General features: G+C 71.6%; 21 protein-coding genes and 1 riboswitch. Of the genes, 18 read left to right on the top strand and 3 right to left on the bottom strand.

Annotated features, from left to right (window positions below):
- The 5 genes from AB0D59_RS03940 to AB0D59_RS03920 all read left to right on the top strand — a co-directional run bounded on the left by AB0D59_RS03940 (position 1) and on the right by AB0D59_RS03920 (position 4,832).
- On the top strand, positions 1–2,193 hold the full coding sequence (locus tag AB0D59_RS03940; RefSeq protein ID WP_362560431.1) for a SpoIIE family protein phosphatase: 2,193 nt from the start codon (positions 1–3) through the stop codon (positions 2,191–2,193).
- Entirely contained in the window at positions 2,190–2,924 is a 735-nt protein-coding gene (locus AB0D59_RS03935) for a hypothetical protein (protein WP_362560429.1), read from the top strand. Before AB0D59_RS03940 ends, AB0D59_RS03935 begins: the two co-directional genes overlap by 4 nt.
- Before the next feature lie 27 nt (positions 2,925–2,951).
- On the top strand, positions 2,952–3,380 hold the full coding sequence (locus AB0D59_RS03930) for an OsmC family protein (protein ID WP_362560427.1): 429 nt from the start codon (positions 2,952–2,954) through the stop codon (positions 3,378–3,380).
- 122 nt (positions 3,381–3,502) lie between these two features.
- Positions 3,503–4,666 (top strand): cytochrome P450, encoded by a 1,164-nt coding sequence (locus AB0D59_RS03925; RefSeq protein ID WP_362560425.1) that lies wholly within the window; start codon positions 3,503–3,505, stop codon positions 4,664–4,666.
- A gap of 31 nt (positions 4,667–4,697) precedes the next feature.
- The gene (locus tag AB0D59_RS03920; RefSeq protein WP_362560422.1) at positions 4,698–4,832 is read left to right on the top strand and encodes a hypothetical protein; all 135 of its coding nucleotides are present in this window, start codon (positions 4,698–4,700) and stop codon (positions 4,830–4,832) included.
- Between the two features lie 58 nt (positions 4,833–4,890).
- Here AB0D59_RS03920 and AB0D59_RS03915 read toward each other — a convergent pair whose 3' ends face one another.
- Positions 4,891–6,582: a xylosidase gene (locus tag AB0D59_RS03915; RefSeq protein WP_362560419.1), complete on the bottom strand. Its 1,692-nt coding sequence runs from the start codon at positions 6,580–6,582 to the stop codon at positions 4,891–4,893.
- A gap of 196 nt (positions 6,583–6,778) precedes the next feature.
- On the opposite strand from AB0D59_RS03915, the gene AB0D59_RS03910 reads away from it, so the two are divergent.
- Together AB0D59_RS03910 and AB0D59_RS03905 are read left to right on the top strand one after the other, a co-directional pair.
- The gene (locus tag AB0D59_RS03910; RefSeq protein WP_362560416.1) at positions 6,779–7,432 is read left to right on the top strand and encodes a hypothetical protein; all 654 of its coding nucleotides are present in this window, start codon (positions 6,779–6,781) and stop codon (positions 7,430–7,432) included.
- A gap of 231 nt (positions 7,433–7,663) precedes the next feature.
- Positions 7,664–8,002: a DUF2218 domain-containing protein gene (locus AB0D59_RS03905; protein WP_362560414.1), complete on the top strand. Its 339-nt coding sequence runs from the start codon at positions 7,664–7,666 to the stop codon at positions 8,000–8,002.
- Position 8,003: 1 nt separating this feature from the next.
- Here the strand turns inward: AB0D59_RS03905 and AB0D59_RS03900 are convergent, their stop codons facing one another.
- Together AB0D59_RS03900 and AB0D59_RS03895 are read right to left on the bottom strand one after the other, a co-directional pair.
- A complete protein-coding gene (locus AB0D59_RS03900; RefSeq protein ID WP_362560413.1) occupies positions 8,004–8,813 on the bottom strand; it encodes a hypothetical protein in 810 nt (269 codons plus the stop codon).
- Between the two features lie 142 nt (positions 8,814–8,955).
- Positions 8,956–9,213 (bottom strand): hypothetical protein, encoded by a 258-nt coding sequence (locus AB0D59_RS03895; RefSeq protein ID WP_362560411.1) that lies wholly within the window; start codon positions 9,211–9,213, stop codon positions 8,956–8,958.
- Positions 9,214–9,373: 160 nt separating this feature from the next.
- Between AB0D59_RS03895 and AB0D59_RS03890 the strand changes: the two genes are divergently transcribed.
- From AB0D59_RS03890 to AB0D59_RS03840, 11 genes are all read left to right on the top strand, one after another.
- Positions 9,374–9,505, top strand: coding sequence for a putative leader peptide (locus AB0D59_RS03890; RefSeq protein ID WP_351745813.1), 132 nt, complete (start codon positions 9,374–9,376; stop codon positions 9,503–9,505).
- A 121-nt stretch (positions 9,506–9,626) separates the two neighbouring features.
- On the top strand, positions 9,627–10,499 hold the full coding sequence (locus AB0D59_RS03885; protein ID WP_362560409.1) for a glutathione S-transferase C-terminal domain-containing protein: 873 nt from the start codon (positions 9,627–9,629) through the stop codon (positions 10,497–10,499).
- A 77-nt stretch (positions 10,500–10,576) separates the two neighbouring features.
- Positions 10,577–10,700, top strand: a riboswitch (SAM riboswitch).
- 401 nt (positions 10,701–11,101) lie between these two features.
- On the top strand, positions 11,102–12,082 hold the full coding sequence (locus tag AB0D59_RS03880) for an amino acid ABC transporter permease (protein WP_362560407.1): 981 nt from the start codon (positions 11,102–11,104) through the stop codon (positions 12,080–12,082).
- Positions 12,079–12,861: an amino acid ABC transporter ATP-binding protein gene (locus AB0D59_RS03875; RefSeq protein ID WP_362560405.1), complete on the top strand. Its 783-nt coding sequence runs from the start codon at positions 12,079–12,081 to the stop codon at positions 12,859–12,861. Before AB0D59_RS03880 ends, AB0D59_RS03875 begins: the two co-directional genes overlap by 4 nt.
- Positions 12,862–12,922: 61 nt before the next feature.
- Positions 12,923–13,948, top strand: coding sequence for an ABC transporter substrate-binding protein (locus AB0D59_RS03870; protein ID WP_362560402.1), 1,026 nt, complete (start codon positions 12,923–12,925; stop codon positions 13,946–13,948).
- Positions 13,949–13,973: 25 nt separating this feature from the next.
- The gene (locus AB0D59_RS03865) at positions 13,974–14,687 is read left to right on the top strand and encodes a GNAT family N-acetyltransferase (RefSeq protein ID WP_362560399.1); all 714 of its coding nucleotides are present in this window, start codon (positions 13,974–13,976) and stop codon (positions 14,685–14,687) included.
- 43 nt (positions 14,688–14,730) lie between these two features.
- Positions 14,731–14,826 carry a putative leader peptide gene (locus AB0D59_RS03860; RefSeq protein ID WP_362560397.1) on the top strand — a complete coding sequence of 32 codons (96 nt, stop codon included), beginning with the start codon at positions 14,731–14,733 and terminating at the stop codon, positions 14,824–14,826.
- Between the two features lie 66 nt (positions 14,827–14,892).
- Positions 14,893–16,089, top strand: a complete 1,197-nt coding sequence (locus tag AB0D59_RS03855) for an LLM class flavin-dependent oxidoreductase (RefSeq protein WP_362560395.1) — start codon at positions 14,893–14,895, stop codon at positions 16,087–16,089.
- 20 nt (positions 16,090–16,109) lie between these two features.
- Entirely contained in the window at positions 16,110–17,483 is a 1,374-nt protein-coding gene (locus tag AB0D59_RS03850; protein WP_362560392.1) for an NtaA/DmoA family FMN-dependent monooxygenase, read from the top strand.
- Positions 17,480–18,562: an LLM class flavin-dependent oxidoreductase gene (locus AB0D59_RS03845; protein WP_362560389.1), complete on the top strand. Its 1,083-nt coding sequence runs from the start codon at positions 17,480–17,482 to the stop codon at positions 18,560–18,562. Before AB0D59_RS03850 ends, AB0D59_RS03845 begins: the two co-directional genes overlap by 4 nt.
- Positions 18,555–19,679: an MsnO8 family LLM class oxidoreductase gene (locus AB0D59_RS03840; RefSeq protein ID WP_362560386.1), complete on the top strand. Its 1,125-nt coding sequence runs from the start codon at positions 18,555–18,557 to the stop codon at positions 19,677–19,679. Before AB0D59_RS03845 ends, AB0D59_RS03840 begins: the two co-directional genes overlap by 8 nt.
- Position 19,680 lies beyond the last annotated feature (1 nt).

The raw sequence follows: 19,680 nt of genomic DNA, 5'->3' as shown, positions 1-19,680 counted from the left end.
ATGGGCACGAAGGACTCCTCCCCAGCAGCCGCCGACCGGCCGGCGGCCGGACTCGCCGCGCCGCCCAGTGGCCTGCTGGACCTGCTCAGCGTGGCCGCGGTGGTGCTGAACGCGGAGGGCCAGGTGGTCCTCTGGAGCCCGAAGGCCGAGGAGCTGTTCGGCCACAGCGCGGCGGAGGCGCTGGGGCAGTACGCGGCCCGGCTGATGGTCCACGAGGAGCACCGGGACGCGGTCATCAAGCTGTTCACGCAGGTCATGGAATCCGGCCAGGACTGGGCCGGGGTCTTTCCGGTCCGGCACAAGGACGGCAGCACCCGCCTGGTGGAGTTCCGCAACATGAGGCTGCTGGACGACCTCGGCGGCTTCTACGCCCTGGGCCTCGCCGCCGACCAGGCCGCGGTGGAGCGGGTCGAACGGGATGCCGCCCTGGCCATGCGGCTGGTGTCCCAGTCCCCGGTCGGGCTGGCCATCCTGGACTCGGACCTCCGCTACCTCGCCGTCAATCCCGCCCTGGAACGCATCACGGGTCAGTCCGCCGCCGAGCGTCTGGGCCGGTCGGTCGGCGAGATCCTGACCTACCTGGACACGGACCCCGAGGCACGGCTGCGGCGTGTCCTGGAGACGGGCGAGTCGGTCGTCGACCGGGAGATCGTCTGCCGTCCGCCCGGCGACCCGGACCACGACCACGCCTGGTCCGTCTCGTACTACCGGCTGGAGGACTCCGGCGGGCGGGTGCTGGGCCTGGCCTACTCCCTCATCGACGTCACCGAACGCCATCGGGCGGCCGCCGAGGCGGCCGCCGCCCGGCAGCGGCTGGCACTGATCGCCCGGGCCTCCGCCTCCGTGGGGACCACCCTCGATCTGGAGACGACGGCATGCGAGCTGGCCGACGTCGTCGTACCGGACCTGGCCGACGTGGCCGCCGTGGACGTGCTCGACAGCGCGCTCGACGGCCGGACCACGCCGCAGGACGGCCCGGCGTGCTTCCGCACCCTCGCCGTCAGCGCGTTCCACGCCGGCGAGGCGGCCTGCGTGGCCGACCCGCCCGGGAAACTCGCCACCTACGACAGCGACCGCCTGATCACCCAGTGCGTGCGCACCCGTCAACCGGTCCTGCTGCCCCGCACCACGCGTCGGGACCTGGACCGCATCGCCCGCAACGACACGGCCGCCTCCCTCCTCGCCGCGGTCGGCGTCCACTCCTACCTGGCCGTACCGCTGCCGGCCCGGGGCGAGGTCCTCGGTGCCCTGGCCCTCGCCCGCACCCGGAACAACCCCGCGCCCTTCGACGACGACGATGTGTTCCTCGCCTGTGAACTGGCCGCCCGGGCCGCGGTCTGCATCGACAACGCCCGTGGCTACCAGGCCCAGCGCCATGCGGCCCTCACCCTCCAGCGCAGTCTGCTCCCCCAGCTCCCGACGCACCTGCCGGGCCTGGAGGTGGCCTGCCGCTACCAGCCCGCCGGCGCCACGAGCGAGATCGGCGGCGACTGGTACGACGCCATACCCCTGCGGGGGGACAAGACCGCCCTGGTCGTCGGGGACGTCATGGGCAGCGGCATCAACGCGGCCGCCACCATGGGACAACTCCGCAGCGCCGCCCGCGTCTTCGCCGAACTCGATCTCGCCCCGGACGAGGTCCTGTACCACCTCGACCACCTCACCGAAGGGGTCGAGCAGGCCATCACCACCTGCCTGTACTGCGTCTGCGACCCGCACCGGGGCGAGTGCCGGATGTGTCTCGCCGGGCACCTGCCTCCGGCCCTGCTGCGGGCCGGCCACCCGGCGCGGCTGCTCGACCTGCCGGCCGGTGTGCCGCTGGGCGTCGGCGGGGTGCCCTTCGAGGCGGCCACCGTCGCCTTCCGGCCCGGCGACGAACTGGTCCTCTACACCGACGGCCTGGTCGAGACCCGCAGCGAACCCATCGACGCCCGCCTGGACACCCTGCTGGACGCCCTCACCGCGACCCGCGGCCGCGACCTCGAGGAGACCTGCGAACGCATCCTGGAGACGCTGCGGCCGCCCGGCGGCGAGGACGACGTCGCTCTGCTCATCGCCCGAGCCCAGCCCCTGCTCCCGGTGAGTCCGGAGAGTCCGGAGAGTCCGGGGCCGGGGCCGGGGCCGGGGCCGGGGGAGACCCCCGAGGCCGGCCGACCGGCCGGCAAGCGGTCGCGGGGACAATCGTCGCCATGAACGACCGGATGAGCGATGCCGAGAACCGGCTGGCCAGGATCGAACGGCTGCTTTCGGACGGCGAGCGCGAAGTGGTACCCGCGTGGCGCAGAGCCACCCGGGGCGAGCCACGGTGGGCCGTGACCGCCGTGATCCTGGTGGCCGTCGCACTCCAGCTGGTGCTGCCCCACCGGCTCGCCCTCCAGCCGTACTGGGCCCTGCCGGCCCTCGAACTGGCACTGCTGGCCGGCCTGATCGCCGGCAACCCCCGGCGGGTGGAGCCCCGCACCCGGTGGCTGCGCGTGCTGGGCCTGGTCCTGATGTGCGTGATCAGCCTCGCCAACGGCTGGGCGGCGGTCCGGCTGGTGGCGGGCCTGGTGAACGGCACCGAGGGCGAGGACGCCGGACCGCTGCTGCTGACCGGCGGTGGCATCTGGCTGACGAACGTCATCGTGTTCGCACTCTGGTACTGGGAGTGGGACCGCGGCGGACCGATGGCGCGGGTCCAGGGCCACCACCAGTACGCGGACTTCCTCTTCGTGCAGATGCAGAGCCCCGAGACCGCGCCGCGGGACTGGGAGCCGACCTTCCTCGACTACCTGTACCTGTCCTTCACCAACTCCACCGCCTTCAGCCCGACCGACGTGATGCCGTTGTCGCGCTGGGCCAAGATGCTGATGATGCTGCAGTCCTCCGTCTCCCTGGTGACCGTGGTGCTGGTGGTGGCGCGGGCCGTGAACATCCTGCACTGACGGCCGGGCTGCCATAGGTTCGTCGGTATGAGCGAAGACTCCCTGCGCCTGGTCACGGTCGAGCGGACCGGCACCGGCCGCTTCACCGCGACGAACGCACGCGGCGGCACGATCGCCTTCGGTACCGGCGACGGCACGGAGTTCACCCCGGTGGAACTCCTGCTCGCGGCGATCGGCGGCTGCACCGCGGCCGACGTCGACGTCGCCACCAGCCGTCACACGGAGCCGGCCGCCTTCACCGTCACCGTCAGCGGCCACAAGGCCGGCGACGAGGGCGGCAACCGGATGACGGACCTCGCGGTCGCCTTCTCCGTCACCTTCCCGGACGGCCCGTCGGGCGATCGCGCCCGCGCCATCCTGCCCCGGGCGGTAGCCGTCTCCCATGACCGGCTGTGCACCGTCAGCCGCACGATCGAGGCCGGAACGCCCGTGGCCGTGTCGGTCGAGGACGCCTGACCTCAGGCGACAGCGTGCCGGTCCCGGTGGCTCGTCCCGTCCGGGGTGGCGAACAGGGCGGCCGGGGCGCCGTGCTTAGGTGGGGACGTGAACCGTTTCCCTCTCCCCGGCCGGACCGTGCGATGAGCACCACCGACGCGTTCCCGCTCGGCGCCTCGACCACGCTCGCCGAACTCGCCCGCGATCCGCACCCGCGCCTGGCACGGCTGCGCGCCCACGAACCGGTCTCCTGGCTGCCCGAGTTGAACGGCTGGCTGGTCACCCGCCGCGACCTCGCGCTCGACGTGATGCGGGACTCCGTCACCTTCACCGTCGACGACCCCCGCTTCTCCACCGCCCAGGTCGTCGGGCCCAGCATGCTCTCCCTGGACGGCACCGCACACGCCCACCACCGCGAGCCCTTCGCCGCTCCCTTCCGGCCCCGCGAGGTGCACGACGGGTTCGCCGCGTTCATCGAGCGGGAGACCGACCGCCTCATCACCGCACTGGAACCGTCGGGCGCCACCGAACTGCGCCGCGCCTTCGCCGGACCGCTCGCCGTCGCCGTCGTCACCGAGGCGCTCGGACTGGTCGGGGCGACCACCGACACGGTGCTCTCCTGGTACGACGCGATCGTACGGTCCGTCTCCGACATCACCGAAGGACTGGAAGCGGGTCCGGCGGGTGCCGCCGCCTACGCGGAGTTGCGGGCCGCCGTCGAGGTCACGGTCGCCGACCGGCACGCCTCCTCGCTCCTCGTCTCCGCCGCCGAGCGGCTGACACCGCCCGAAGTGGCGTCCAACGCGGCGGTCCTGATGTTCGGCGGTATCGAGACCACCGAGGCGATGATCACCAACGCGCTGCTCCACCTGCTGGCGGACCCCGGCCAACTCGCCCTGGTCCGGGCCGATCCGAGCCTGCTGGACGGCGCGGTCGAGGAGTCGCTGCGCCTGGAGCCCGGCGCGGCGGTGGTGGACCGCTACGCCACCCGTGACATATCCCTCGGCCCGGCCGCCGTCCGCCGCGGCGACCTGGTCGCCGTCTCCCTGACCGGCGCCAACCGTGACCCGGCGGTCTTCCCCGACCCGGACCGCTTCGACGTCCGCCGGGGCAACGCCCGCCTCCAACTGGCCTTCGCCCACGGCCCGCACCACTGCCTCGCCGCCCACCTCGCCCGTCTGGAGACCCGCATCGCCCTCCAGCGCCTGCTCGAACGCCTCCCCGCTCTGCGCCTCGACCCGGAGCGGCCCGCCGCGCCGTACGGACTGGTGTTCCGCAAGCCTCCCAGTCTGCACGTGCGGTGGTGACGGCCCTGTCCGGCTCTCGCGGCCGCTGTGGGTGGAGTGCGTCCTGCTCATCGGCGCGGGGGTGCTCGCGCTCGGCGGTCCGGTCTCCCGGTTCCTCGCCCCGGAGACCACCGACCTGGACCTGGGGGAGGCGCCCAGCACCGCGCGCGGCCCGGTGAACGGCTGACACCTCCCGACGCCACAAAGGCCCCGCGGGCCGGTACCCGCGGGGCCTCTGCGGTGTCTCAGACGGTCGCCAGGTCGAACTGCTCCCAGGTCCCTATCGCCGTCCGGTTGGCGATCAGCGCGTCGGCGCCGCCGTTCTCGGCCGTCACGTACTTGCCGTCGGCCGCGGCCAGCAGACTCACCGTGCCGTTGGAGTTCTTGACCAGCTGGAAGGTCTCGTAGCCGCCGATGGCGGTGCGGTTGGCGATCAGCGCCGAGGCGCCCGCGTCGTCCGCGCAGACGACCTGGCCGTTGGCCCGAGAGCGCAGCGCGATGTCGCCGTTGCCCAGGTCGATCTGGTCGAACCTCTCCCAGGTGCCGGCCGAGTCACGGTTGGCGATCAGTGCGGACGCGCCCGCGTTCTCCGCCGTCACGAACTTGCCGTTGGCGCGCGCCTTCAGGGTGACCGTGGCGGTGGCCGGGGTGCCGGCCGAGGTGCCGTTGACGTAGGGCTGGGTGGGGCGGGTGGCGGTGAGCGCGATCTGGCCCTTGAGCATGCGGCCGCCGTCGCCGGTCAGGCGGAGGTAGTAGTCGGAGGAGCAGGCGGTGCCGTCCTCGTCGAGGGCGAGCAGCCCCGAGCCGGTCGGCACCCAGGACTGCGACTCGGCGGTCTTGGCGATCTGGTTGCCCTCGTTGTACTCGTCGTACATGGAGATGTAGATGCCCTGCACCCCGGCCCGCACCATGTTGTAGAACTGCCGCCACATGAAGTCGCCGTGCGCGCGCTGCCGGCCGGAGACGTCGCCGGGCAGGACGCAGGGCTGGTAGTCGATGCCGTGGGCGGCGCAGTCGGCGAGGTCCGGCACGGTCGCGTTGGTGTAGAAGGTGTCCGCGTCCGAGGAGTTGCCGATCCGGCCGACCATCCACGGCGAGATCATGTCGAGCGCGTGGTAGACGTCGGAGAAGCCCGAGCGGGAGTCGCTCGTGCCGAGGCGCCACCAGGTCGGTACCCCGCCGATGACGTAACAGCCCTGGTTCTTGAACCAGTTGATGACGTCGAGACAGGCGTCCGCGCTGAACGCGTGCTTGTCGTCGTTGAACCCGAATCCCCAGATGCACACGACCGGCTTGCCGTTCTGCAGCGCGTACGCCGAACTCGCCGTGTGCGCCGACATCTTGTTCGTCCAGTCGGTCTTGATCTCCGACTGCATGCTCGTCCAGCCGCTGACGTCGTACATGACGTAGAACTTCCGGCCGTACGCTTCGGCGGCGCCGCGCACCTTCTGTGCCATGTCGTCCCGCGTCGGGCCCTCGCCGCCGGTCGGGTTGAAGCGCTGGAGCGCGGCGGTGTCGATGCCGTACTGCTGCATCCACAGGAAGTGGGTGTCCACGGTCTGCTGGTCGTACGACGAGAACAGCCCGGGTGCGCGGCCGTTGCCGAGGTTCGCGAACGCCGTCGCGTACGTCTTCGTGCAGTCGCGGACGTCCGGCCAGGCCTTGATGCCGTTGTTGGACGGCGAGGGGGTCGAGGCGCTGTTGGGGGCCCAGTGCCACCAGGCGTTGATCGGCGCGCCGTCGCCCTTGCAGGCGAACCAGCCCTGGTAGCCGACGGTGACCTTGCCGACGACGTCTCCGGGGGCACTCGCGGTGGTGGCCGCCGACGCGGTGCGGGTGACGGCGAACGTGCCGAGCGCGGCGGCCGCGGTGCCGCCGGCGGTCGCGCCGAGCACCCTGCGGCGGGTCCAGGGGGAGGTGCGATGGGAGTTGGGCATGCGAGAACTCCGTAGACGGGGGAGGAAGGGGGAGTCGAGCCGGGGGGCATAGCTCAAGGCGTGAGTTAAGAGGTGAAGTCGGCTGGGGTCAAGGCGAGTGTGCGGCATGCGCGCCATGTGCAGAATGGTCTAGTCCTGTTTTCAGGATGTCTTAAGACAGGTGTGAGCGTCGTCAAAGGAACGGGTCCCAGGCTCGATGGCAGCTACCCCCTACGAAGGGAGCGCCATCATGGGCGCGTACGGCAGGAAATGGGTCATGGCCGCCGGACTGACCGGTGCGTTGGTCGCCGTCACGCTGGGCGGCACGTCCGCTTCGGCGGCCCCCGCGGCAGGTCCGGCCGAGGGCGGTGCGACCGGCATCGTGGACTCCACGTCCTCGTCGGGCTTCACCTTGACGACGGCGACAGGCGTCAAGGTGACCGTGGACGAGACCTCGGCCACGAAGACCGTCGGCGGGCCGGCCAAGGCCGTGAAGAAGGGTGCGAGCGTGCTCGTCCTCGGTACGGTGGACAGCGCGACCATCACGGCGACGCGGGTCGCCGTACAGCGCCACGGCGACGGCGGAGCGGCGGCCGCCGAGGCGGCCGGCGTGATCCCCTTCCAGCAGGGGACCCCGTCACCGGACAAGTCGGTCGGGCAGATCCCGGACTACACCGAGGGCGAAGGGACGATCATCAGCGGCAGGGCCGCGGACAAGGCGGTCGCGGCCGCGCAGGCCGTCGTCCCCGGCGGCATCGACGACCGGGTCGTCCAACTGGCCGACGGCGAGTACGAGGTGCACAACATCAGCGTCAACTGGCCGCACCATGTGTTCGTCAGCAAGGACTTCGAGGTCGTCGGGTACGAGTAGGCCGCGACGGGTCGCAGCGGCCTTCCGCGATCACGGATGTGCTGATTCGCTCGCGGTGATCGCCGATCGGTGCGCATCCGAACGAGTGGATGATGTTCAGGTGCCCTGACGGGGTTCAGGTGACACGACCGGCATGCATAGCTTGCGGACTCCGGTACGGCGCCGCACCCCCCACCCCGACGTAGCGTGAGCCCGTCACCGTATGCCCGCTCGCAGTACCGGGAGTCCCTGATGGCCCGCTCCGAAGCCCGCGTCACCACCGACCGCCCCGCCCGCTACGCCAAGCAGCTCGCCTCCCACCTCGGACGCCGCTCCCGGACCAGCTGGGACGAGGAGACCGGCACCGGCGGGATCGTCTTCCAGAACGGCACCGGCACCCTCACCGCCACTGAGGGTGCCCTGCTGCTCGCCGTGGAGACGGACCCGGAGAACCTCGACCTCCTGGAGGACGTCGTCGGCCGCCACCTGGTCCGCTTCGGTACCCGCGACGAACTCGTCGTCGAATGGCACCGCGACAACGGTGACCCGGGCACCATCCAGACCAACTCCGAGGCCCCGCAGCCGCACTGAGCTAGTCGAACTGGCTCGGCATCGGTGCCGGGGTCTTGCCGGACAGGACGTCCTTGAGGCGCTGGGCGCCGGTCTGCACGGCCAGCGCGGTGCTGTCGTGGTCGACGCCGGACAGGCCGCCGTTGGTGACCGCCGCCCCGGAGGCGCCGATGCGCAGCACCGCCACGTCCGTGGTGTAGGTGGCGGACTGGCCGTTGGCGTTGCCCTGGACGGTCACCGTCAGGGCCTCGCGCGCGTCGCCCGACTTCGGCACCTTCGCCGAGACGACCTGCACGGTCCGCTTGCCGCCGTCCTTGCCGGTGGCGGTGAACTGGGCGCACTCGTCCGGCAGGGTCTTCAGCCAGGCCAGCGTGGCGTCCAGGTTCGCCGAGCCGTAGTCGCCGACCTGGTACAGCATCCGGGCGTCCTCCGAGGTGAACCCGCGCAGCCCGGAGGCGCCCAAGGCGCGGCCGAGGAGGCTGTCGGAGTAGAGGCCGTCCAGGAGGTGCTGGCAGTCGGCGGCGTCGGACTTGGCCGTGAGGAAGTCGGCCACGTCGACCTTGCCGACCAGCATCGAGTTGCGCCAGGTCGCCGCGTCTTTGGCCAGCTGCCAGTTGTCCTCGATGTCGGCCGGTGTGATCAGCGCGGCCTGCGCGCCCGCCCGGGTGAGGGCGGGGGTCGCAGACGGGGACGCGGGGGAGTGCTCGCCGGCCGGTGAGACGGGCACCGCCTCGAGGCCGCCGCTCTGGTCCGTACAGGCCGCCGTGGCGAGCAGAATCCCCGCCGCCAGGGCCGAGGCGAGAACACGCACGGGTCGGGACGGACGGATCATCGCGACTGCCTCCTCGGGAACGCGGTACGTCACTCCGCGGGGGCAGCGGTGCTGCGTCACTCCGCGGACGACGGCGGTACGTCCCTCCACGCCACCATCCGGCACGGCCGCCGACCACCCGCACGTGTCGTTCGGGTGAGCGTCATGATCCGGGGGCCGTGATCCGCACCTTCCGGCTGCCGCAGCGCGGGCACACCGCGTCGGTGAGCGGCGACCGCACGGCCCGGCCGGCCTCGTCCACGTACTCCTGGGTGCTCTGCAGGTCCGGGTCGGCGATCGGGTCGGTGAAGAACACGGCCTGGAAGGTCGCCTCCCAGGCCGTGCCGCACCGCCCGCAGCCGAACGCGAAGGTCTCGGGCACGGCACCGGGCACCGGCCCGGGACCCGGGGGCTCGCTCATCGCATCCGGCTCCTGTCACTCGGCCTGCCTCTCCAGCGGACAACCGCTCCCGCCCGGCGGCAAGCCGGGGCCGGGTGTCCCAGGCGTGGACGCCCCCTTGACGGCACGCGGAGGCCGATCGACACTCCAGGTGGGAATCCTAGTGAAAAGGTAGGGAAAGATGGGTCGGCTGCGCACGGTCACCGGCAGGCAGCGCCGAGAGAGCCGTACGCCCTGCCCCGTCCCGCTGCTCACCTCCCGCCTGCACATCGACCTGCTGCGCGTGTGCAGCGCCATCAGCCGCACCGGCTGAGCCCCCGCTCCCGGCCGTACCGGCCGAGCGCCCGCCGTCGGCCGCACCCGCCGAACGCCCACCCACCGACGAACGCTTCCGCCGCGCGTACGTCCGCGCGTCCGCACCCCCGGGGAGACGCATGTCCATCACTCCGTTCGCCGCCCTCCCGTCCGTCCGGGCCACCCCCGCCTTCCGCGGGCGCATCGGCCGGGACGCGCGCAGCGGCCACTACGCCGTGCCGCGCCGCTACCGGCTCCACCTCGCCACCGCCTGTCCCGACGGCCTCCGCATCGCCGTCGGCCACAGCCTGCTGGCCCTCGACGACTGTTGTCCGGTCACCTATCTGCCCGCCGTCCCGGACTGTCCGGACGGCAGCCACACGGCGCTGCGCCCGCTGTACGAGGCGAGCGCCCACCACTACTCGGGACCGGCCCTCGCACCCGTGCTCAGCGACGACTGGTCCGGCCGTATCGTCAGCACCCACAGCCGGGACATCCTGCGCGACCTGGACCGCCACTTCGGCGACGGCGTCACCAGGCTGTACCCGTGCGGTGCCGAGGCCGAGATCGAGGCCGTCGAGCGGCTGTGCTCCGAGGGCATCGAGCAGGCGGCGCAGCACGCCGGCCGAGCGGGCGGCGACCCGGCGGCGCTTGAGGTGCTGCTCGCCGCCCTGGACGAGCTGGAGCGTCGGCTGACCGGCGCGGAGTTCCTGGTCGGCGGGCAACTCACGGCAGCGGACGTCGAGTTGTGGGTGACCCTGGTGCAACTCGACACCGTGCACCGCAACCACCTGGACGCCTCCGCCGTGCACGCCGTCGCCGGCCACCCGGTGCTGTGGGCCTACGCCCGCCGGCTGGCCGCCCGCCCGGCCTTCGGCGCCCACCTCGACCTCGACGGCATCGCCCGCCGTCACCACGGCCGTTGCCAGGGTCTGGAAGCCGCCGGCGCGGCCGTCCAGATCCTGGACTGGGCGGGCCATGCGGCGGACACCCCCGGCGTTCCGCGCAGGTGAGAGCGGCCCGAACCGTTCCGCCAGTCGGACAGGCGTTGACATTCGTTCGGGCAACTGCGTTACTTGCGAACCAGAACGGTCAAGAGCGTCAGCGTCAAGCCCTGGCTTGCTGACCGGCAACCCTCGCATCGCGGTGGGGTGCCCCAGGTGACGACCGGACCGATGACGTTTCGGCAAGCGACGATTCGGTAAGCGCGAGGCCCCCCGGGGCCGGCTCGACAGTGACAGGTGACGGACATGTACGCAGCTTCCAGGACGGCCCAGCGCCGCACCTCGGGCTGCGTACGCCCGTATCCGAGCCCTCTCGTCGCCGACCGCGCCGTCGACCTGCTCCGTGTCAACAGCGCCCTGTGTAGCGCGTGTACCGCACCGGGCTGTGCCCGCTGTCGGGTCTGACCAGGCCTTTCCGCCTCGCCCGCAGCACGGCTCCCACAGCCTCGCGCCCCAGCGTCTCTGACGAAGCACCGGCCGCCCCGGTGCGCAGCCGCCCGCCCCATCCCGTGTCCCGCGCGCCTCCGCGCATCCGTGCCGTGCCCGAACGCGGCCCGGTGCCGCGGCCCCGGCCGTGTGATCCGGGGTGTCCGACTCCGCCGGAGCCCACCATGAGTGAACCCCCAGGCGCCCTGTCCGTAGCCGAGGCGCCACCACGCACTGACGTACCGTCAAAGCCGTTGGGTGCCCAGCGAGTTCAGCCGCTGCGCCGACCCGGGCGGTGGATCGCCACCGCCGTCGTCCTGGTGGTCGTCGCGCAGTTCGCGCACGGACTGGCCACCAACCCCTTCTATCAGTGGGACCGGTTCCGCTACTGGTTCCTGCGGCCCACCATCCTCGACGGCCTCGTCATCACCCTCGAAGTCGCCGCGCTCAGCGCCGTGCTGGGCCTCCTCGGTGGCGTCGTGCTGGCCGTCGCCCGGCTCTCCGGCAGCCCCGTGCTGCGGGCGGTGAGCTGGACCTACACCTGGCTGTTCCGCTCGATCCCGCTGATCGTTCTGCTGATCTTCCTCTACAACTTCTCGGCCCTGTACCAGACGTTGAGCCTGGGCGTGCCCTTCGGCCCGTCCTTCGTCAGCTTCGACGAGTCCAAGCTCGCCACCGACATGGTGGTCGCCGTGGTCGGCCTCAGCCTCAACGAGGCGGCCTACGCGGCCGAGGTGGTGCGCGGCGGCATCCTCTCCGTCGACCAGGGCCAGCACGAGGCGGCCGACGCGCTCGGTCTGCCCAAGAGCTACCAGTTCACCCGGATCGTCTTCCCGCAGGCCCTGCGCTCCATCGTGCCGAACTACGTCAACCAGCTCATCGGGCTGATCAAGGGCACGTCCCTGGTGTTCTACGTCTCGCTGCTCGACCTCTTCGGCTCGGTGCAGTCCATGGGCAGCACCTATCCCGGCGACATCGTGCCGCTGCTGCTCGTGGCCACCGTCTGGTACCTGATCCTGACCAGCGCCGTCTCCGTCGTCCAGTTCTACGTCGAGCGGTACTTCGCCCGCGGCGCCACCCGCACGCTGCCGCCGACCCCCCTCCAGAAACTCCGCACCGGCCTCGGCGACCTGCGGGAACGGATACGCCGGGAGGCCGCCGCATGACCACCGCACCGGACATCGCGCCCGCCGCCCTGGAGATCCACGACGTCCACAAGTCGTACGGAGCCCACCGCGTCCTCGACGGCGTCGACCTGACCGTCCGCCCCGGCGAGGTCACCGTCATCCTCGGCCCGTCCGGCTCCGGCAAGTCCACGCTGCTGAGGGTGATCAACCACCTGGAGAAGCCCGAGACCGGCTATGTCAGCGTCGGCGGCGAACTGGTCGGCGTGAAGCGCCACGGCGACCGGCTCAAGGAGCTGAGCGAACGCGCCATCCTGGCCCAGCGCAGCCGGATCGGCTTCGTCTTCCAGAACTTCAACCTGTTCCCGCACCTGACGGTCCTCGACAACGTCGCGGCCGCGCCCGTCGCCACCGGGAAGCTGACCAGGCCCGAGGCCCAGCAGCTGGCCAAGGAACTCCTCGAACGGGTCGGCCTCGGCGAGCGCGTGGGCGCCTACCCACGGCAGCTGTCGGGCGGGCAGCAGCAGCGCGTCGCCATCGCCCGCGCCCTCGCGCTGCGCCCCGGGATCATCCTCTTCGACGAACCGACCTCCGCGCTCGACCCCGAACTGGTCGGCGAGGTCCTCGCCGTCATCAAGGACCTGGCCTCCAGCGGCAGCACCCTGGTGATCGTCACCCACGAGATCGGCTTCGCCCGTGAGGTCGCCGACCGGATCGTCTTCATCGACGGCGGAAAGATCGTCGAACAGGGCCCGCCCGCCGAGGTCCTCGACAGTCCGCGGCACGAACGGACCCGGGACTTCCTCCGCAAGGTCCTCTGAACCACCCCCCTGCACGTGAATCACGCCCCTTTCACTTGTCACTGGAACACGAAGGACAGCCATGCCCACGCTCCTCTCCCGACGCAGCCTGATCCGCGGCCTCACCACGGCGACCGCCGTCGCGACCCTCGCCACCGGGCTCGCCGCCTGCGGGGGCGACAGCGACGCCGCGACCACGACCGACAGAGCCAAGAGCGGCGAGGTCGTCATCGGACAGGTCTCCAACGGCGCCGCCCAGCAGACCACCGTCAAGGTCTCCGAGGTCAAGTCCATCAGCGCCGAACTGCCCGCCGCCGTCCGCAAGAGCGGCAAGCTCGTCATCGGCGAGGGCGCCCTGCCCGCCGGATTCCCGCCGCTCGCCTACGTGGGCGGCGACCAGAAGACCCTCACCGGTTCCGAACCCGACCTCGCCCGGCTGGTCGCCGCGGTCTTCGGCCTCACGCCCGAGGTGAAGAACTTCACCTGGGAGAACATGTTCGTCGGCATCGACAGCGGCAAGGTGGACGTGGCCCTCTCCAACATCACCGACACCGAGGAGCGCAAGAAGAAGTACGAGTTCGCGTCCTACCGGCAGGACAACCTCGCCTTCACGGTGCCGAAGAAGAGCACCTGGAACTTCGACGACACCTACGAGAACCTCGCCGGCAAGACCGTCTCCGTCAGCGCCGGCACCAACCAGGAGAAGATCCTCCTGGAGTGGAAGGCCAAGCTGGCCAAGGAGGGCAAGAAGCTCACGGTCAAGTACTACCAGGACAGCAACAGCGTCTACCTGGCCCTCAGCAGCGGCAAGATCGATGCCTACCTCGGCCCCAACCCCGGCATCGCCTACCACAACAGGCAGACCGCGAACACGCCCAACGCCACCCGCACCGCGGGTACCTACTCCGGCGCGGGCGCCAGCCTCCAGGGCCTGATCGCGGCCACCGCGAAGAAGGACAGCGGCCTGGCCAAGCCGCTCGCCGACGCCATCAACTACCTGATCAAGAACGGCCAGTACGCCAAGTGGCTGGCCGCCTACAACCTCTCCAACGAGGCCGTCGCCAAGTCCGAGGTCAACCCGCCCGGGCTGCCGCTGGACAACTCCTGACCGGTCGTCAGCGGAGAACGTCACCATGACCGTTGAAGCATCCCGCGGCGTCCTGGACAACGCCGTCTGGTCCGCACTCGCCGGTCCGCACGCCCACCTCGCCGAACGTTTCGGCCGGGCCGCCCGCTACCCCGACGACGTCTACGCCTACGCTGCCCTCGCCGACCCCACCGACCCGGAGGCCTGGGCCGACCTGCACACGCTCGTCGGCCCCGGCACGACCGTGAAGATCAAGCCGGTCGAGGAAGCACCGCCCGGCTGGGAGGTGGTCGGCGGCGGGGCGGGCGTCCAGTTCGTCGACACCGGGCTGCGGGCCGAGCCCGACCCCGAGGCGGTCCGGCTCGGCTCGTACGACGTGCCCGAGATGCTGGACCTGGTGGCCCGCACCGAGCCCGGCCCGTTCCGCAAGCGGACCGTCGAGATGGGGGCCTACCTCGGCATCCGGCGCCGGGGACGGCTGATCGCGATGGCGGGGGAGAGGCTGCGGCTGCCCGGCTGGACGGAGATCAGCGCGGTCTGCACCGACCCCGGGCACCGGGGCCGGGGCCTGGCCACCCGCCTGGTGCGCGCCGTCGCCGCCGGCATCAGGGAACGCGGTGACACGCCGTTCCTGCACGCCGCTCCGGGCAACGCGACGGCGATCCGACTCTACGAGTCGATCGGCTTCACCGAGCGGCTGCGCACCCGCAGCCTGCTGGTGCGCAGCCCGGGAACAACCGCGAACTCCGGGCTGTTGTGAGTCACGACGAGATGTACACGGAGCAGGCTGGGAGGTGCGGGACATGACACGTGTCCTCTGCCCCAGCCGCCGTACCGTCCTGCACTCCCGGCCGCACATCGACCTGGTGCGCGTGGCCGGCGCGCTCTGTTGTTCCTGACCCGTTGTCCTCGCCGCGCCCCTGTCCTCGGCGCGCTCCCGTACGGACCTCCAGGAAGGCACCACTGTGTCCGCATCTCCTTCATCTCCCTCTCCCCTGCACCTCGCCGTCGCCCTCGACGGCACCGGCTGGCATCCCGCCTCCTGGCGCGAGCCGGTCGCCCGCCCCCGCGACCTGCTCACCGCCGGCTACTGGGCCGGCCTGGCCGCCGAGGCCGAGCGCGGTCTGCTCGACTTCGTGACCATCGAGGACGGTCTCGGCCCGCAGTCCTCGCACTTCCTGGAGCCGGACGAGCGCACCGACCAGGTACGCGGCCGCCTCGACGCCGTGCTCATCGCCTCCCGGATCGCACCCCTCACTCAGCACATAGGTCTGGTGCCGACAGTGGTGGCCACCCACACGGAGCCGTTCCACATCTCCAAGGCGATCGCCACCCTCGACTACGTCAGCGCCGGCCGCGCCGGGCTGCGCGTCCAGATCACCGCCCGCCCCAACGAGGCCGGCCACTTCGGCCGTCGTACGATCCCGCGCATCGAGGCCTACGACAGCCCGGTGGTGGCCGACCTGTTCGACGAGGCCGCCGACTACGTGGAGGTCGTGCGCCGCCTCTGGGACAGCTGGGAGGACGACGCCGAGATCCGCGACGCGGCCACCGGGCGCTTCATCGACCGCGACAAGCTGCACTACATCGACTTCGAGGGCCGCCACTTCAGCGTGAAGGGCCCCTCCATCACCCCGCGCCCGCCGCAGGGCCAGCCGCTGGTCACCGCGCTCGCCCACCAGACGATCCCGTACCGGCTGGTGGCCCGGCAGGCCGACCTCGGCTACGTCACCCCGCACGACACCGGTCAGGCCCGCGCGATCGTCGCCGAGATCCGCGCCGAGCAGGCGGCGGCCGGCCGGGCCGCCGAGCCGCTGCACGTCTTCGGCGACCTGGTGGTCTTCCTCGACGACACCGAGGCCCAGGCGACCGCCCGCCGGGAGCGCCTGGACGACCTGGCCGGGACGCCGTACACCGGCGACGCCCGGATCTTCGCCGGCACGGCGGCCCAACTCGCCGACCTCCTCGAGGAGTTCGCTGCGGAGGGACTCACCGGTTTCCGGCTGCGGCCCGCCGTCCTCGGCCACGACCTGCCGCGCGTCACCGAAGGACTGGTCCCCGAGCTGCAACGCCGGGGCCGCTTCCGGACCGCCTACGAGGCCGACACCCTGCGCGGCCTGCTCGGGCTCGCCCGCCCCGCCAACCGCTATGCCGCCGCCTGAGCCGGAAGGACCGCACCGACATGAGCAAGCCCCTGAAGCAGATCCACCTGGCCGCGCACTTCCCCGGCGTCAACAACACCACCGTGTGGAGCGACCCGGCCGCCGGCAGCCACATCGAGTTCAGCTCCTTCGTGCACTTCGCGAAGACCGCCGAACGCGCCAAGTTCGACTTCCTGTTCCTCGCCGAGGGGCTCAGGCTGCGCGAACAGGGCGGGAAGATATACGACCTGGACGTCGTCGGCCGCCCCGACACCTTCACGGTGCTGGCTGCGCTGGCCGCCGTCACCGAGCACCTCGGGCTGACCGGCACCATCAACTCCACGTTCAACGAGCCCTACGAGGTGGCCCGCCAGTTCGCCAGCCTCGACCACCTCTCCGACGGCCGGGCCGCCTGGAACGTGGTCACCTCCTGGGACGCCTTCACCGGCGAGAACTTCCGGCGCGGCGGCTTCCTGCCGCAGGACGAGCGCTACGCCCGCGCCAAGGAGTTCCTCGCCACCGCGCACGAGCTCTTCGACTCCTGGCACGGCGACGAGATCATCGCCGACCAGGCCACCGGCACCTTCCTGCGGGACGCCAAGGCCGGCTCCTTCGTCCACCAGGGCGAGCAGTTCGACATCCAGGGGCAGTTCAACGTGCCGCGCTCCCCGCAGGGCCGCCCGGTGATCTTCCAGGCCGGCGACTCCGACGAGGGCCGGGAGTTCGCCGCCGCCGGAGCCGACGCGATCTTCAGCCGGTACGCCACCCTCGAAGGCGGCCAGGCCTTCTACACGGACGTGAAGTCCCGGCTCGCCAAGTACGGCCGCAGCCATGACCAGTTGCTGATCCTGCCCGCCGCCAGCTTCATCCTCGGCGACACCGACGAGGAGGCGGCGGAGCTGGCTCGCCACGTGCGCCGCCAGCAGGTCAGCGGGGCCACGGCCCTCAAGCACCTGGAGTTCGTCTGGAACCGGGACCTGTCCTCGTACGACCCGGAGGGCCCGCTGCCCGAGATCGATCCGGACGTCAGCACGGAGCACATCTCCCGCGGCCGGGCGCAGGTGCGGATGTACCGCGACCCGCTGGCCATCGCCCGGGAGTGGCGGGAGCTGGCCGCGGCCAACAAGTGGTCGATCCGTGACCTGGTCATCGAGACCGGCAACCGGCAGAACTTCATCGGCACCCCGGCCACCGTCGCCCGCACCATCAACGACTACGTCCAGGCGGACGCCAGCGACGGCTTCATCCTCGTCCCGCACATCACCCCCGGCGGCCTCGACGTCTTCGCCGACAAGGTCGTACCCCTCCTCCAGGAACAGGGCGTCTTCCGCACCGACTACGCGGGCCCCACCCTGCGCGACCACCTGGGTCTCGCGCACCCCGACGCACCGCGGGGCGAGCGGGTGGCGTCGTGAGATTCCTGGCGATCACCCTGATCGTGCACCGCCCGGATCCGGTCACGGGGACACAGAAGTCCACCCACGAACGGTTCCGCGAGGTCCTCGACAACGCCGTGCTCGCCGAGGAACTGGGCTTCGACGGGTTCGGGGTGGGGGAGCGGCACGAGCGGCCGTTCATCTCCTCCTCCCCGACGGTGGTGCTCGGCCACGTCGCCGCGCTCACCCGGCGGATCCGGCTCTTCACCGCCGTCACCACGCTCAGCCTGCTGGACCCGGTCCGCGCCTACGAGGACTACGCCACCCTCGACCACCTCTCCGAGGGCCGCCTCGACCTGATCATCGGCAAGGGCAACGGCACCGCCCAGCGCGAGCTGTTCCATGTCACGCCCGAGGACCAGTGGGACCGCAACGCCGAGAGCTACGAGGTGTTCCGGCAGCTGTGGCGGCAGGACAAGGTGACGGCGAAGACCCGGTTCCGGCCGGAGCTGACGGACGCCGAGGTCTGGCCGCGCCCCTACCAGCGGCCGGTCCGAGTCTGGCACGGCAGCGCCACCAGCAAGGAGTCCGTCGACCTCGCCGCCCGCTACGGCGACCCGCTGTTCTCCGCGAACGTCACCAACCCCATCGAGCCCTATGCCGAGTTGATCCGCTACTACCGGGAACGCTGGGAGCACTACGGCCACGACCCGGCGGACATCGCCGTCGGCGCGGGCACGGCGGGCCTCCTGGTGGCGCCCACCACCCAGCAGGCGCTGGCCGCCTACCGCCCGGTGTTCGAGGCGAACCTGGCCTTCTTCCGGCGGGCCGGACTGCCGGTGGTCTTCGAGACCCTGGAGGACTTCGTCGAGCGCAGCTCGGCGCTGATCGGCAGTCCGCAGCAGGTCATCGAGAAAGTGCACCGCTACCACGAGCAGTTCGGGCACACCGTCCTGCATCTGCACGCCGACGCGGGCGGGTTGACGGACACTCAGCACCGCGACTCGCTGGAGCTGTTCCAGTCGGCGGTGGCCCCGGCCCTGCGCAAGGACATCCCCGACCCACCGTTCCCGTGGGCACCCGTACTCCCGGCCGCCGAGGAGCCCGCACATGTCTGACATCCCCCTCGGCGTCCTCGACCTGGTACCGGTCCCGAGCGGTGCCACCGCCGCCGACGCCCTGCGCAACTCCGTCGAACTCGCCCGGCGCACCGAGGAGTTCGGCTACTCCCGCTACTGGTTCGCCGAGCACCACCTCAACCCGGGCGTGGCCGGTACGTCCCCCGCGGTCGTCCTGGCGCTCACCGCCGCCGCGACCTCCACCATCCGGCTCGGCTCCGGCGCCGTACAGCTCGGACACCGCACCGCGCTGTCCACCGTCGAGGAGTTCGGCCTCCTCGACGCCCTGTACCCGGGCCGCCTCGACCTGGGCCTGGGCCGCTCCGGCGGCCGCCCGCCGGGGGAGCGGACGCAGAGCCCGACGACGACCCCGGTGGTCGACGGCCGGGCACCGGGCGGCCTGGTCATCCCGCCCCGCTTCTCCTTCGCCCGCCTCCTCGGCTCTCCGCGGATCGCGCTCCATCGCAAGCTGCTCCTGCTCCCGGGCGCCGAGTCCCAGGACTACGCCGAACAGATCGACGACATCCTCGCGTTGCTGGCCGGCACCTACCGCACCGAGGACGGCGCCGAGGCGCACGTCGTACCCGGCGAGGGCGCCGACGTCGAGCTGTGGATCCTGGGCAGCAGCGGTGGCGAGAGCGCACAGGTGGCGGGTGCCCGGGGCCTGCGCTTCGCCGCCAACTACCACGTCAGCCCGGCCACGGTCCTGGAGGCGGTGGACGGCTACCGGTCGTACTTCCAGCCCTCGGACGTCCTCGACAAGCCGTATGTCAGCGTCTCCGCCGACGTCGTGGTCGCCGAGGACGACGCCACCGCCCGCGAACTCGCCACCGGCTACGGCGCCTGGGTCCGCAGTATCCGCACCGCCGAGGGGGCCATCCCCTTCCCCACCCCCGACGAGGCCCGGGCCCACGTCTGGACGGACGAGGACCGGGAGCTGGTCCAGGACCGCCTCGACACCCAGTTCGTGGGCAGCCCGCAGCATGTCGCCGACCGCCTGGAACAGCTCCAGGAGGCCACCGGCGCCGACGAGTTGCTCATCACGACGATCACCCACGACCAGGCCGACCGGGTCCGCTCCTACGAACTCCTCGCGGCGGAATGGCGTCGGCGCTGAG

Origin of the sequence: Streptomyces sp. NPDC048417, from assembly GCF_040651615.1 — a bacterium.
Taxonomy (GTDB): domain Bacteria; phylum Actinomycetota; class Actinomycetes; order Streptomycetales; family Streptomycetaceae; genus Streptomyces.
This window is presented reverse-complemented; position numbering and strand designations above follow the sequence as displayed.

Coding starts and splice junctions, on each gene's coding strand:
- AB0D59_RS03940 (WP_362560431.1), top strand. CDS start 1: ATGGGCACGAAGGACTCCTCCCCAGCAGCCGCCGACCGGCCGGCGGCC.
- AB0D59_RS03935 (WP_362560429.1), top strand. CDS start 2,190: ATGAACGACCGGATGAGCGATGCCGAGAACCGGCTGGCCAGGATCGAA.
- AB0D59_RS03930 (WP_362560427.1), top strand. CDS start 2,952: ATGAGCGAAGACTCCCTGCGCCTGGTCACGGTCGAGCGGACCGGCACC.
- AB0D59_RS03925 (WP_362560425.1), top strand. CDS start 3,503: ATGAGCACCACCGACGCGTTCCCGCTCGGCGCCTCGACCACGCTCGCC.
- AB0D59_RS03915 (WP_362560419.1), bottom strand. CDS start 6,582: ATGCCCAACTCCCATCGCACCTCCCCCTGGACCCGCCGCAGGGTGCTC.
- AB0D59_RS03910 (WP_362560416.1), top strand. CDS start 6,779: ATGGCAGCTACCCCCTACGAAGGGAGCGCCATCATGGGCGCGTACGGC.
- AB0D59_RS03905 (WP_362560414.1), top strand. CDS start 7,664: ATGGCCCGCTCCGAAGCCCGCGTCACCACCGACCGCCCCGCCCGCTAC.
- AB0D59_RS03900 (WP_362560413.1), bottom strand. CDS start 8,813: ATGATCCGTCCGTCCCGACCCGTGCGTGTTCTCGCCTCGGCCCTGGCG.
- AB0D59_RS03895 (WP_362560411.1), bottom strand. CDS start 9,213: ATGAGCGAGCCCCCGGGTCCCGGGCCGGTGCCCGGTGCCGTGCCCGAG.
- AB0D59_RS03890 (WP_351745813.1), top strand. CDS start 9,374: ATGGGTCGGCTGCGCACGGTCACCGGCAGGCAGCGCCGAGAGAGCCGT.
- AB0D59_RS03885 (WP_362560409.1), top strand. CDS start 9,627: ATGTCCATCACTCCGTTCGCCGCCCTCCCGTCCGTCCGGGCCACCCCC.
- AB0D59_RS03880 (WP_362560407.1), top strand. CDS start 11,102: ATGAGTGAACCCCCAGGCGCCCTGTCCGTAGCCGAGGCGCCACCACGC.
- AB0D59_RS03875 (WP_362560405.1), top strand. CDS start 12,079: ATGACCACCGCACCGGACATCGCGCCCGCCGCCCTGGAGATCCACGAC.
- AB0D59_RS03870 (WP_362560402.1), top strand. CDS start 12,923: ATGCCCACGCTCCTCTCCCGACGCAGCCTGATCCGCGGCCTCACCACG.
- AB0D59_RS03865 (WP_362560399.1), top strand. CDS start 13,974: ATGACCGTTGAAGCATCCCGCGGCGTCCTGGACAACGCCGTCTGGTCC.
- AB0D59_RS03860 (WP_362560397.1), top strand. CDS start 14,731: ATGACACGTGTCCTCTGCCCCAGCCGCCGTACCGTCCTGCACTCCCGG.
- AB0D59_RS03850 (WP_362560392.1), top strand. CDS start 16,110: ATGAGCAAGCCCCTGAAGCAGATCCACCTGGCCGCGCACTTCCCCGGC.
- AB0D59_RS03840 (WP_362560386.1), top strand. CDS start 18,555: ATGTCTGACATCCCCCTCGGCGTCCTCGACCTGGTACCGGTCCCGAGC.